General features: G+C 74.0%; 13 protein-coding genes. 8 read left to right on the top strand and 5 right to left on the bottom strand.

Features of this window, described 5'->3' with window-relative positions:
• Nucleotides 1–203 precede the first annotated feature (203 nt).
• The 4 genes from D7193_RS00965 to D7193_RS00950 all read left to right on the top strand — a co-directional run bounded on the left by D7193_RS00965 (nucleotide 204) and on the right by D7193_RS00950 (nucleotide 1735).
• The gene (locus D7193_RS00965) at nucleotides 204–638 is read left to right on the top strand and encodes a phage holin family protein (RefSeq protein WP_120777489.1); all 435 of its coding nucleotides are present in this window, start codon (nucleotides 204–206) and stop codon (nucleotides 636–638) included.
• Nucleotides 635–976, top strand: a complete 342-nt coding sequence (locus tag D7193_RS00960; RefSeq protein ID WP_120777488.1) for a DUF3618 domain-containing protein — start codon at nucleotides 635–637, stop codon at nucleotides 974–976. Before D7193_RS00965 ends, D7193_RS00960 begins: the two co-directional genes overlap by 4 nt.
• Before the next feature lie 8 nt (nucleotides 977–984).
• Nucleotides 985–1245, top strand: a complete 261-nt coding sequence (locus D7193_RS00955) for a DUF4235 domain-containing protein (protein ID WP_377456429.1) — start codon at nucleotides 985–987, stop codon at nucleotides 1243–1245.
• Between the two features lie 286 nt (nucleotides 1246–1531).
• Nucleotides 1532–1735, top strand: a complete 204-nt coding sequence (locus D7193_RS00950; protein ID WP_011905669.1) for a cold-shock protein — start codon at nucleotides 1532–1534, stop codon at nucleotides 1733–1735.
• 118 nt (nucleotides 1736–1853) lie between these two features.
• Here D7193_RS00950 and D7193_RS00945 read toward each other — a convergent pair whose 3' ends face one another.
• Both D7193_RS00945 and D7193_RS00940 read right to left on the bottom strand, forming a co-directional pair.
• Entirely contained in the window at nucleotides 1854–2051 is a 198-nt protein-coding gene (locus D7193_RS00945) for a hypothetical protein (protein WP_120777486.1), read from the bottom strand.
• Nucleotides 2052–2130: 79 nt separating this feature from the next.
• Nucleotides 2131–3114: an aldo/keto reductase gene (locus D7193_RS00940; protein WP_120777485.1), complete on the bottom strand. Its 984-nt coding sequence runs from the start codon at nucleotides 3112–3114 to the stop codon at nucleotides 2131–2133.
• An 87-nt stretch (nucleotides 3115–3201) separates the two neighbouring features.
• On the opposite strand from D7193_RS00940, the gene D7193_RS00935 reads away from it, so the two are divergent.
• Complete coding sequence (locus D7193_RS00935) at nucleotides 3202–3996, top strand: trans-aconitate 2-methyltransferase (protein WP_120777484.1); 795 nt, start codon at nucleotides 3202–3204, stop codon at nucleotides 3994–3996.
• Entirely contained in the window at nucleotides 3993–5018 is a 1026-nt protein-coding gene (locus D7193_RS00930) for an adenosine deaminase (RefSeq protein ID WP_120777483.1), read from the top strand. The genes D7193_RS00935 and D7193_RS00930 overlap by 4 nt, the downstream gene beginning before the upstream one ends.
• 204 nt (nucleotides 5019–5222) lie before the next feature.
• Here D7193_RS00930 and D7193_RS00925 read toward each other — a convergent pair whose 3' ends face one another.
• Together D7193_RS00925 and D7193_RS00920 are read right to left on the bottom strand one after the other, a co-directional pair.
• A complete protein-coding gene (locus tag D7193_RS00925) occupies nucleotides 5223–6647 on the bottom strand; it encodes a HAMP domain-containing sensor histidine kinase (RefSeq protein ID WP_421930403.1) in 1425 nt (474 codons plus the stop codon).
• An 8-nt stretch (nucleotides 6648–6655) separates the two neighbouring features.
• Nucleotides 6656–7345 carry a response regulator transcription factor gene (locus D7193_RS00920; protein WP_120777481.1) on the bottom strand — a complete coding sequence of 230 codons (690 nt, stop codon included), beginning with the start codon at nucleotides 7343–7345 and terminating at the stop codon, nucleotides 6656–6658.
• Between the two features lie 73 nt (nucleotides 7346–7418).
• Here D7193_RS00920 and D7193_RS00915 point away from each other — a divergent pair, with 73 nt between their 5' ends.
• Nucleotides 7419–8339 (top strand): ADP-ribosylglycohydrolase family protein, encoded by a 921-nt coding sequence (locus D7193_RS00915; RefSeq protein WP_120777480.1) that lies wholly within the window; start codon nucleotides 7419–7421, stop codon nucleotides 8337–8339.
• 45 nt (nucleotides 8340–8384) lie between these two features.
• On the opposite strand, the gene D7193_RS00910 is transcribed toward D7193_RS00915, so the two are convergent.
• Entirely contained in the window at nucleotides 8385–9335 is a 951-nt protein-coding gene (locus D7193_RS00910) for a YcnI family protein (RefSeq protein WP_120779153.1), read from the bottom strand.
• A gap of 206 nt (nucleotides 9336–9541) precedes the next feature.
• Between D7193_RS00910 and thrS the strand changes: the two genes are divergently transcribed.
• Nucleotides 9542–11551, top strand: coding sequence for a threonine--tRNA ligase (gene thrS, locus D7193_RS00905; RefSeq protein ID WP_120777479.1), 2010 nt, complete (start codon nucleotides 9542–9544; stop codon nucleotides 11549–11551).
• The last annotated feature ends 169 nt before the right edge of the window (nucleotides 11552–11720 follow it).

The raw sequence follows: 11720 nt of genomic DNA, 5'->3' as shown, positions 1-11720 counted from the left end.
TGTCCTGCCGGCGGGTGGACGCGTTCTCTGTGGCGGGGGGTCGGTGCGGCGGCTGCGCTGAGTCGCCCGATCCGGGAGGTTTGACGCGCGCGTTGCGGGGGACCTGCTGCCGGACGTCTCTCCACAGGTCCGGCGGACCACGCACAGGATTGGCGAGCGGCGACTCCGGGCATACAGCGCGGTGATGATGAAAGGAGGACAGCATGGCTGACGTGGCGAACGCCCGCACATCCCGCGACGGGAGCGAGCCCTCCACCGCGGAGCTGGTGCAGCGGGCCACCGAGCAGATCTCCCGCCTGGTGCGGGACGAGCTGGCGCTGGCCCGGGCGGAGTTGACCCGCAAGGGCAAGCACGCTGGCATCGGCATCGGCCTCTTCGGCGGCGGCGGGGCGCTGGCGTTCTACGGCCTCGGTGCGTTGGTCGTCACCGCGGTGCTGCTGCTGGACCTGGTGCTGCCGGCGTGGGCCGCCGCGCTCCTCATCGCGGTCGGCCTCTTCCTGCTCGCCGGCATCCTCGCACTGGTCGGCAAGCAGCAGGTCAGCCGCGCGGTCCCGCCGGTCCCGGCGGCGACGGTCCGCAGCCTGCGGGCGGACGTGGACACCGTCGCGGCCGCGGTGAAGGACAGGGGACGGTCATGATGGGCAACGGCCGCGGCGACACCGAGGCGCTGCGGGAGGAGATCCGGCGGACCCGGGTCGAGCTGGGCGAGACGATGGAGTTGCTGGCCGCCAAGGCCGACGTCAAGGCCCGGCTCCGGGAGTCCGCCGACCAGGCGCGGCAGCGGATGCGGGAACAGGCCGGGCAGGCCGTGGCCCGGATGCGCGCCCAGGCGGCGGAGATGACCGGCCTGGCCCGCGCCGACATGTCCCAACAGGGCGAGATGATGCGGCGCAACCCGGCGCCGTGGGTGGCCGTCGCCGCCGGTGCGGCGGCGGTCGCCGTCGTGCTGCTGATCATCCAGGGGAGGCGCAGGTGAGCAAGGCGATCAGCAGGGCCGCCTACAAGCCGGTCGGCGTGCTGCTCGGCATCGCCGCCGGCACGGTCGCCGGCGCGATCTTCCGGCAGGTCTGGAAGCTCACCGCGGGCGACGGCGAGGCGCCCGACGCCACCGACGAGGACCGCCACTGGGGCGAGATCCTCGCGGCCGCCGCGTTGCAGGGCGCCATCTTCGCGGTCGTACGGGCGGCGGTCGACCGCGGCGGCGCGGTGGGCGTACGCCGGCTCACAGGGCGTTGGCCGCAGTGACGGACTGTGCACGGGACCCCTTGCCGCATCGACGGTAAGGGGTCCTTTCGCATGGTCGAGAGGACCCACCCAGCGGATCTCGGGCATCCGTCAGGTCACATGTCGGAGAATTTCGTCGGGTAGGCTGTGCAGAGTTTTTGCGTACGTGGTTTGCTGTTCCACGCTGTTGAGAGATGGCGTGGGTTGAGAGAAGTCTCCTTCACCGGGGGCCGCCTCAGGCGCCGCTGCTCGAAAACGGCCAATCGGCCGCAGCGTGCTCGGCCGCCAGTTTTAGAAGGAGATACACATGGCGCAGGGAACCGTGAAGTGGTTCAACGCTGACAAGGGCTTCGGCTTCATCACCGTCGACGGCGGGGGTGCTGACGTGTTCGTCCACTTCTCGGCCATCCAGACCAGCGGCTACCGCACGCTGGAGGAGAACCAGCGGGTGGAGTTCGAGATCGCTCAGGGGCAGAAGGGCCCGCAGGCTGAGCAGGTCCGCCCCCTCTGAGCAGTGCCGGCCGGCCCCCGCCGGCCACTGGGCTGATCCACCTTCGGATCAACAGTGGAGCCCCGTATCCCGTCCGGGATGCGGGGCTTTCCCGTTGGCCGCCCGGCCGTTCGAGGCGTCAGGGGCGTCGGCGGCGGGACCGCAGGCCGATCCAGAGCGCCACCAGCCCGGCCAGCGACACCACCGGGCCGACCACCACCCAGATCCGTTCGCCGGTCATCACGCTGCCCTCGACGAAGCCGAGACCCTGCACCGTCCAGACGGCACCGATCACCACGGCCAGCAGGCCGAGCGTGAGCAGGAACCAGCCCCTCACGGCGTACCCCCTCTCCGGCGCCCCGGGTCTCCAGCATCCCCGGACAGGGTCGCGGGGGCGAGGACCCGGGGCGGGCGGGTCACCACCGGTCGTGCACCTGCGGGCGGATCAGCTCGTCGTACACCTCGCGGACGGCGGACAGCTCCTGCGGCGAGAGCGGCGGCAGGTCCGCCGCCGCCACGTTGCCCCGGGCCTGCCCGGCGTCGCGCGCGCCGGGGATCACCACGGTCACGCCCGGCTGGTCCAGCACCCAGCGCAGCGCGAACTGCGCCATGGTGCGGCCCGGACCGACCAGGGGCGCCAGCCGGCGTACGGCCGCGAGCCCCAGGTCGAAGTCGACGCCGGAGAACGTCTCGCCGACGTCGAACGCCTCGCCGTGCCGGTTGAAGGCGCGGTGGTCGTCCGGCGGGAACGTGGTGTGCTCGTCGTACCGGCCGGACAGCAGCCCGCTGGCCAGCGGCACGCGGGCGATGATGCCCACGCCGGCCTCCGCGGCGGCCGGCAGGACCCGGTCGAGGGGCTTGTGGCGCAGGGCGTTGAGGATGATCTGGACACTCGCCACGCCGGGCCGGGCGATGGCCGTGAGCGCCTGGTCGCAGGTCTCCACGCTCACCCCGTACCCGGCGATGGCCTTCTCGGCGACGAGCGTGTCGAGGGCGTCGAAGACGACGTCGTCGGCGAAGACGGCGGTGGGCGGGCAGTGCAGCTGGACCAGGTCCAGGGTGTCCATCCCGAGGTTCGCCCGGGACCGGTCCGTCCACTCGCGGAAGTGCGCCAGGGTGTACGCCTCCGGCCGCTGCTCGACCCGGCGGCCCATCTTCGTGGCCACGGTGAGGCCGGCGTCCGGACGCGTACGCAGGAAGCGGCCGATCAGCTGCTCGCTGCGGCCGTCGCCGTACACGTCGGCGGTGTCCAGGAAGGTGACTCCGGCGTCCACGGCGGCGGCCAGGACGGCCATCGCGTCGTCCTCGGTGACCGTGCCCCAGTCGGCGCCGAGCTGCCAGGCGCCGAGGCCCATGATCCCGACGGTCCGCCCGAGTCGGGGGAAGGTGCGCTGCTCCATGACACCGAGCCTAGACCCGGGTTGCCCGGGCGGGCCGACGCCCCGTACGGTAAACAAGACGGACGTACGGTTTGTTTGGAGGCGCTCATGTGGGATCCGGCGACGTACCTGCGTTACGGCGACGAACGGTCACGGCCGTTCCACGACCTGGTCGCCCGGGTGGCGGCCGACGGCCCGCGTACCGTGGTCGACCTCGGCTGCGGCCCCGGCCAGCTCACCGCCACCCTGGCCGCGCGCTGGCCGGCCGCCCGCGTGGTCGGGCTGGACTCGTCGCCGGAGATGATCGGGCAGGCCACGGCGTTGGGCGCCCCCGTCGAGTTCGCCGTCGGCGACGTACGCGACTGGCGGCCCACGCCCGACGTCGACGTGGTGGTGACCAACGCGGTCCTGCAGTGGGTCCCGGAGCACCGGGAACTGCTGCGGCGCTGGGCGCACGACCTGCCGGCGGGCGCCTGGCTCGCGGTGCAGGTGCCGGGGAACTTCGACGCGCCGTCGCACCGGGCGCTGCGCGAGGTCGCCCGCCGGCCGGCTTGGCGGGACGACCTGCTGCCGCTGCTGCGCGAGGCCCCCGTCGACGACCCGGCCGGCTACGCGGCGCTGCTGACCGGAGCGGGCTGCGCGGTGGACGCCTGGGAGACTACGTACGTGCACCTGCTCCCGGCCCGCCCTGCCGCCGCGCACCCCGTGCTCGCCTGGATGGAGGGGACGGCGCTGCGCCCGGTCCGCGCCGCACTGGACGCCGCGCGGTGGGCCGACTTCCGCGCCGAGCTGGAGGTACGCCTCGTTGAGGCGTACCCGGCCCGCGACGGTCAGGTGTACTTCCCGTTCCGCCGCGTGTTCGTCGTCGCCCGCACCGGCGCCCGTGCCGAGGAGAACCAGTGACCGACCTGTCCACCTTCATCGCCGGACTGCCCAAGGTGGAGCTGCACGTCCACCACGTGGGCTCCGCCTCGCCCCGCATCGTGGCCGAGCTGGCCGCCCGCCACGAGGGGCGCAGCCCGGTGCCGGCCGACCCGGCGGCGCTCGTCGACTACTTCGAGTTCCGGGACTTCGCCCACTTCATCGAGGTCTACCTCAGCGTCGTGGACCTGATCCGCGACCAGGAGGACGTCTGGATCCTCACCCACGAGGTGGCCCGCGAGCTGGCCCGCCAGCAGGTCCGCTACGCGGAGCTGACCATCACCCCGTACTCCCACGTACGGCGGGGCATCCCGGCGCCGGCGTTCTGCGAGGCCATCGAGGACGCGCGCAAGCGGGCCGAGGCCGACTTCGGCATCGACCTGCGCTGGTGCTTCGACATCCCCGGCGAGGCCGGCCTGGCCTCGGCCGAGGAGACGCTGCGCATCGCGCTGGAGGAACGCCCCGACGGCCTGGTCAGCTTCGGGCTGGGCGGGCCGGAGATCGGCGTACCCCGGCCGCAGTTCAAGCCGTACTTCGACCAGGCGCGGGCGGCCGGCCTGCGGTCCGTGCCGCACGCCGGGGAGACCACCGGCCCGCAGACCATCTGGGACGCGCTGCGCGAGCTCGGCGCCGAGCGGATCGGGCACGGGATCGCCGCGGCGGACGACCCCGAACTGATGGCGTACCTCGCCGAGCGGCGGATCGCCCTGGAGGTCTGCCCCACCTCGAACGTGCGCACCCGGGCCGTGGCGACCCTCGACGAGCACCCGTTGCCGCGACTGGTCGAGGCGGGACTGCTGGTGACCATCAACTCCGACGACCCGCCGATGTTCGGCACCACCCTCGACGACGAGTACGCGGTGGCCGCCCGGTTGCTCGGCGTCGGGCCGGAGGGGGTCGCGGCGTTGGCCCGGGCCGCGGTGGACGCCTCGTTCCTCGACGCCGCCGGCAAGCAGCGCATCGCCGCCGAGATCGACGCGTACGTCGCGACGGCCGGGCGCTGATTCCTGAGGGGTGGGCGCGCGGCGGGAGCAGGTGTGGGGGGACCGATCTCCCGCCGCGCGCACGGCCCCACCGGTGAAGTGGGTGCGTAGTGCGCTCACCGGTGGAACTGATGGGTTCGTACCCCGATCGTCCCAGCCGCCCGGCCCACCGGCCGCGCCGTTAACCCGGATCTAAGGAAGACTTGCGCCGCCCCACAACCGGCCTCAGCGCTCGCCGGGGCGCGGCCGGGGCCAGCGGCGACCGGTGCCCTTCTGGTCCCGGCCCTCCCGCGCCATGCGACCCACCAGCCCGAACCGGTTCACCGGCCGGGGCGTCGCCTCCGGGTCGGCGAGGAGCATCACCACGCTCGCCCCGCCGAGCCGGGCCCGGTCGATGCTCACCGAGCCCTTGGCCTGCAACGCCACCCGCTTCGCGATGTCCAGCCCCAGCCCCGTGGACCCCTGGTCGCTGGTGCCGCGGCGCAGGGCCCGGTCCGGGTCGGCGATGCCCGGGCCCGCGTCGTCGACGCGGATCGCCACGTACCCGTCGCGACGGGAGACGGCGACCTCGAACGCGGTGCCCTGCGGGGTGTAGCGGAAGACGTTGCCGATCACTGCGTCCAGCGCCGCGGCCAGCTCGGCACGGGGCACCGGAGCCGGGATGCGCAACTGCGCCCCGAACACCTTGTGCGGGCGGTTCTGGTCGCCGGCGAGGGCCGACCAGAACACCATCCGGTCCCGGACCACCTCGCTCACGTCGCACGTGGCGGGCCCGGCGTCGTGGGTGACCGCCTTGCGGGTGGTCTTGATGAGGACGTCCACCTCGCCTTCGAGGGTCACGATCGCCTGCCGGATCCGCCGGATCCCGCGCCGGCGGTCCAGCTCGGCCTCGCTGAAGGTGCCGATGCTCGTGTCGTCGGACTCCAGCGCCTCGGCGTCGAGCCGCAGCGCGGTCAACGGGGTACGCAGCCGGTGCGACAGGTCGGCGACCAGCTCGTGCTCGTCGGCGCGGGCGGCGACCAGCCGCTCGGCCATCTGGTTGAACGCGTGCCCGGCCTCGGCCAGCTCCCGCGGCCCGCTCGGCTCCACCCGCGCTCCCAGGTCCCCGTCGCCGATCGCGAGCGCCCCCTGCACCAGCCCTCGGGTGGCGTCGACCGTACGGGCGGCGACCCGGTCGACCACCACGACCGCCGCGCCGACGAGGACCGCGGCGACCGCGCCGAGCAGCAGCCAGCGCCGGCCGCCGCCCTCGCCCAGGGCGGCGTCGGGCACGAAGACCTCGACCACCGCGACCCGGTCCCCGAGCACCACCGGGTCGAGGCGGACCACACCGCCGGCCACGTCGGCCACGAGGGAACGCCGGTCCGCGCGCGCCCGGTCGAGATCCTCCGGGGCGGCGCGGCCGCTGCCCGTGTCGACGTCGAGCCCGTACACCACGGGCCTGGTTGCCACGTCGCCGCCGCTGGCCGCCACCGCCCGCTCGATCACCGCCGGTTCGGTGCTGACCGCCAACGCGCCGGTGACCAGGGCGCTGCGCCGCGCCGCGTCGGCGATCGCCTCCTCCCGGGCGCGGTCGCCCAGGCTGAGCGCGAGGGGGACGAGGAAGGCGAGCGCCACCGCGGCGCACACGCCGGCCGTGAGCCGGGCCAGCGAACTCCTCAGTCCGGCGCCACCAGCCGGAAGCCGACCCCCCGCACGGTGCGCAGGTAGCGTGGCTTCGCCGCGGACTCGCCCATTTTGCGGCGCAGCCAGTAGAGGTGAACGTCGATTGTCTGATCCTCGCCGACCGATGGCTGCCGCCATACCTCCTCCAAGAGTTCCCGGCGGGACACTACCCGTCCGGGACGTGCGGCGAGATACGCCAGCAGGTCGAATTCCTTGCGGGTCAGCGCCAGCGGCTCCCCGTCGAGGTGCGCGCTGCGCTCACCCACGTCCACCCGCAGCCCGCCGACGACGTGCACCGCCGGCTGGACGGCCCGGCTGGCCCGGCCGGCGCGGCGCAGCACGGTCGTGATCCGGGCGTCGAGGTGGGCCCCGGTGAACGGTTTGACCATGTAGTCGTCGGCGCCGGCGCGCAGCAGCCGCACCACGGACTGCTCGTCGTCGCGCGCCGTGGCGATGATGATCGGCACGTCGGTGATGCCGCGCAGCATCCGCAGCGCGTCCGAGCCGTCCAGGTCGGGCAGGCCGAGGTCGAGCACCACGAGGTCGGGGGTCTCGGCGGCCACCCGGCGAAGCGCGTCCAGCGCCGTGCCGACGGCGTGCACGGCGTGCCCCCGATCGGCGAGGGATCGCAGCATCGCGCCGCGTACGACGTGGTCGTCTTCGACCAGGAGCACGGTGGCCACCCCAAGACGGTACTTGGCGTGGCAAGTTGATCGCGTTGCGGCGCACCTGGGAACCCGGCAAGCTGGTACGACGATGTCCTTCACGCTCTTCGCCGACACCCGCCTGGCGCTCGCCCGGGACAGCCTCGCCGGTCTCTCCGTCGGCGACGCGCTCGGCTCGCAGTTCTTCGTCCCGGGCCGGCACCCGGGCGACCTGGCCGCCGGGCTGCTCCCGCCGCCGCCGTGGGAGTGGACCGACGACACCGAGATGGCGTGCTCGGTGGTGGCGGAGCTGGCCGAGTCGGGCCGGGTGGACCGGGACCGGCTGGCCCTCGCGTTCGCCGAACGCGCCGAGCCCTACCGGGGCTACGGCCCGGGAGCCGTCACGATCCTGCGGCTGATCCGCACCGGCACGCCCTGGCCGGTCGCCGCCGCGTCCGCGTTCGACGGGCAGGGCTCCTGCGGCAACGGGGCGGCCATGCGGGTCGCGCCGGTCGGGGCGTACTTCGCCGACTCGACGTCCCGGGCGGCGGCCGAGGCCCGCGCGTCGGCCGAGGTGACCCACGCCCACCCCGAGGGGATCGCCGGCGCGGTCGCGGTGGCGGTGGCCGCCGCGCTGGCCGCCCGCGGCCGGCTCGACGGGGACCGGCCGGCCGCGCCCCGGCTGCTCGCCGGGGTGGCCGCCGCGCTGGACCCGGGCACCGAGGTGTACCGGCGCGTACGCCGCGCGGGCGACCTGCTCGGCCACCCGCTGCCGCGCGTGGTGGGGGTGCTCGGCAACGGCGCGCGGGTCACCGCGCAGGACACCGTCGGCTTCACCCTGTGGGTCGCCGCCACGCACCTTCACGACTACCCGGCCGCGATCCGGGACTGCGTCACGGCGGGCGGGGACGTGGACACCACGGCCGCCATCGTGGGCGGGATCGTGGCCGCGTACGCCGGCGTGGGCACCCCGGGCGGCGTACCGGCCGACTGGCTGGCCACCCGCGAACCCCTCCCACCCTGGCTCCCCTGACCGGCCCCCTCCACGTTCGGCCTGTTGATCATGAAGTTATCGCCCTCAACCTCGGCGTGTCGCGGCAACAACTTCATGATCGACGCGCGGGTCCTCCGGGGGGAGGGCGGAGTCGGGGGTGGGGGTGTCGGTCGGCGAGGGGTTGGGGGAGCGGCGGCGCCAGCGGCTCGCGAGCCAGCCGATCGCCGCGCCGCCGCCGAGGCCCGCGAGCAGGCCCGCAGCCAGCAGGGCGTCCGCGTTTCCGCCTCCCGCGTGCCCGGCCGTGCCCGCACGGTCGGTCGCGCCCGCGTCGCCGGCCGCGCCCGCGTCCCCGACGCCGGCGGGCGCGGCCGCGGCGGCGTCTCCCGGCGCCGCACCGGCACCGACCGACCCGCCGGCCGGAGCGCCGCCGTGACCCCCGTGCCCGGCCGACCCGCCGGCCGGGGCGCCGCCGTGACCCGCGTGCCCGGCCGGCCCACCCGCCGCGGCCGGGTCGGCCGGCAGCAGGGTGAGCACGGGGGCCGGGTGCGACCCGGCCGCTCCGGCCCAGCGCACCACGGTGCCGTCGGCGTACGTCTGGACCACCGGGAAGGCGAGCCGGTCGGTACGGGGTAGCGGCCCCATGGACAGCGGCAGCCGGGCCGGCCCGGCGGTGTCCTCGCCGACCCGGATCCAGGTCACCGCGGTGGTGACCGTGCTCACCCCGGACGAGTGCATACCGGCCACCGGCTCGTCGAGCGTGCGGGAGCTGATCCGCGGGGCCCAGCCGGGCACCGACATCGGGTACACCTCGGCGATCGGGGCGTCCGCCGGCAGTTGGATCTCGATCTGGCGGGTGCGGGTGCCGGGTCGCTCCTCGGGCACCACGAACTCCAGCCGCACCGCGTCGCCCTGCCGGGCCTGGCCCGGCGTGGTCGTCACCTCCGCGGCGTACGCGGCGCCGGGCCCGCTCAGCACCGCGACGCCCACCAGGGCGGCGAGCGCCCCGGCCCGGCGTCGACGGTTCCCTCGGGTCATCGCCATGTCGCTCCCCATCCGTGTCCACGGGGCCGGCACCGGTCTCCGGCCACACCCGGTAGTTCGGCCGGCGGACGCGAAAGGTTCAACGGTGACGGGGGCGCGTTCCGCGGCTGAGGCGTCGGCGGTCGGGGCGGACGGGGCGACCGATAGCATCGGCGGGGGCCGTACCGGCCCGTTCGTGCCGTCTGCTGTGAGGAGTCACCGTGTCCGCACCCCGTACCCCCGCCGTGGCCGACCCCGTCGTCGTCGCCGCCGGGACGACGGCGGCCGACGCGGTGGCCGCGGCGGAGCTGCCCCTGGCCGGCCCCAAGGCGATCGTGGTGGTCCGCGACGGGGACGGCCAGCTGCACGACCTGGACTGGCGGCCGGCGACCGACGCCGAGGTGGAGCCGGTCAGCATCGACTCGCCGGACGGGCTGAACGTGCTGCGCCACTCCACCGCGCACGTGCTCGCCCAGGCCGTGCAGGACGTCTTCCCGGAGGCCAAGCTCGGCATCGGCCCGCCCATCGAGAACGGCTTCTACTACGACTTCGCCGTCGACAAGCCGTTCCAGCCGGACGACCTCGCGAAGCTCGAGAAGCGGATGCAGGAGATCATCAAGTCCGGGCAGCGGTTCCGGCGCCGCCGGTTCGGCAGCCTCGACGAGGCCCGGGCCGAGCTGGCCGCCGAGCCGTTCAAGCTGGAGCTGATCGACATCAAGGGGGAGGGGCTGGACTCCTCCGAGGTGATGGAGGTCGGCGGTGGCGAGCTGACGATCTACGACAACCTCGCCGCCAACGAGGAGAAGGTCTGCTGGTCGGACCTGTGCCGCGGCCCGCACCTGCCGAACACCCGGCTCATCGGGGCGTTCAAGCTCATGCGCTCGGCCGCCGCGTACTGGCGGGGGTCGGAGAAGAACCCGCAGCTGCAGCGGGTGTACGGCACCGCCTGGCCGACCCGCGACGAGCTCAAGGCGTACCTGAAGCTCCTGGAGGAGGCCGCCCGGCGCGACCACCGCAAGCTCGGCGCGGACCTCGACCTGTTCAGCTTCCCCGACGAGATCGGCTCGGGTCTCGCGGTGTTCCACCCCAAGGGCGGGATCATCCGGCGGGAGATGGAGAACTACTCCCGCCGCCGGCACGAGGACGCGGGCTACGAGTTCGTCAACACCCCGCACATCACGAAGGCCCACCTCTTCGAGACCTCCGGCCACCTGCCGTACTACGCGGACACCATGTTCCCGCCCATGCAGCTGGAGGGCGCGGACTACTACCTCAAGGCCATGAACTGCCCGATGCACAACCTGATCTTCAAGGCGCGCGGGCGGTCCTACCGGGAGTTGCCGCTGCGGCTGTTCGAGTTCGGCACGGTCTACCGGTACGAGAAGTCCGGCGTGGTGCACGGCCTGACCCGGGTACGCGGGCTCACCCAGGACGACTCGCACATCTACTGCACCCGCGAGCAGATGCCCGGTGAGCTGAGCACCCTGCTGACCTTCGTGCTGGACCTGCTGCGCGACTACGGCCTGGACGACTTCTACCTGGAGCTGTCCACCCGGGACGACTCGCCGAAGTTCATCGGCAGCGACGAGGACTGGGCGGAGGCCACCGAGGCGCTGCGCACGGCGGCCGAGCAGTCCGGCCTGGAGCTGGTGCCCGACCCGGGCGGCGCGGCCTTCTACGGGCCGAAGATCTCGGTGCAGGCCAAGGACGCCATCGGCCGGACCTGGCAGATGTCCACCATCCAGGTCGACTTCAACCAGCCGGAGCGGTTCGGGCTCGAGTACCAGGCCGCCGACGGCACCCGCCAGCGGCCAGTGATGATCCACCGGGCGCTCTTCGGGTCGATCGAGCGCTTCTTCGGGGTGCTCACCGAGCACTACGCGGGCGCGTTCCCGGCCTGGCTCGCCCCCGTGCAGGTCGTGGGCATCCCGATCCGCGAGGACCACACCGACTACCTGCACGGCTTCGTGGCCGCGCTGCGGGCCGAGGGCATCCGCGCCCAGGTCGACGCCGGCGACGACCGCATGCAGAAGAAGATCCGTACGGCGCAGCAGCAGAAAATCCCGTTCATGGTGATCGCCGGTGACGACGACGTGGCCGCCGGCACCGTGTCGTTCCGCTACCGAGACGGGTCCCAGCGCAACGGGGTACCGATCCCGGAGGCGGTGTCCCACATCCTCGACGTGGTCGGCTCCCGCACGAACTCGGGCCCGTCCGCCGCCGCCGAGTAGCCGACCGGCGGTCGCGGTCGCGGCCGTGCGGTCGTGGTCGCGAGCCCGGTCGCGGCCGCGCGGTCGTGGTCGCGCCGTCGTGGTCGCGCGGCCATGATCACGCACGATCGATGAAGTAGTGGCCTCCCCGAGGCGGGGAGGCCACTACTTCCATGTCCGGGCACGATCT

Source organism: Micromonospora costi, assembly GCF_003626655.1.
Lineage (GTDB): Bacteria > Actinomycetota > Actinomycetes > Mycobacteriales > Micromonosporaceae > Micromonospora > Micromonospora costi.
Note: the sequence above shows the minus strand (reverse complement) of the source record. Positions and strands in the feature narration are given on the sequence as shown.

Bases quoted from the DNA above. Each gene is read 5' to 3' on its own strand.
- D7193_RS00965 (WP_120777489.1), top strand. From the start codon at position 204: ATGGCTGACGTGGCGAACGCCCGCACATCCCGCGACGGGAGCGAGCCC.
- D7193_RS00960 (WP_120777488.1), top strand. From the start codon at position 635: ATGATGGGCAACGGCCGCGGCGACACCGAGGCGCTGCGGGAGGAGATC.
- D7193_RS00950 (WP_011905669.1), top strand. From the start codon at position 1,532: ATGGCGCAGGGAACCGTGAAGTGGTTCAACGCTGACAAGGGCTTCGGC.
- D7193_RS00940 (WP_120777485.1), bottom strand. From the start codon at position 3,114: ATGGAGCAGCGCACCTTCCCCCGACTCGGGCGGACCGTCGGGATCATG.
- D7193_RS00935 (WP_120777484.1), top strand. From the start codon at position 3,202: ATGTGGGATCCGGCGACGTACCTGCGTTACGGCGACGAACGGTCACGG.
- D7193_RS00915 (WP_120777480.1), top strand. From the start codon at position 7,419: ATGTCCTTCACGCTCTTCGCCGACACCCGCCTGGCGCTCGCCCGGGAC.
- D7193_RS00910 (WP_120779153.1), bottom strand. From the start codon at position 9,335: ATGACCCGAGGGAACCGTCGACGCCGGGCCGGGGCGCTCGCCGCCCTG.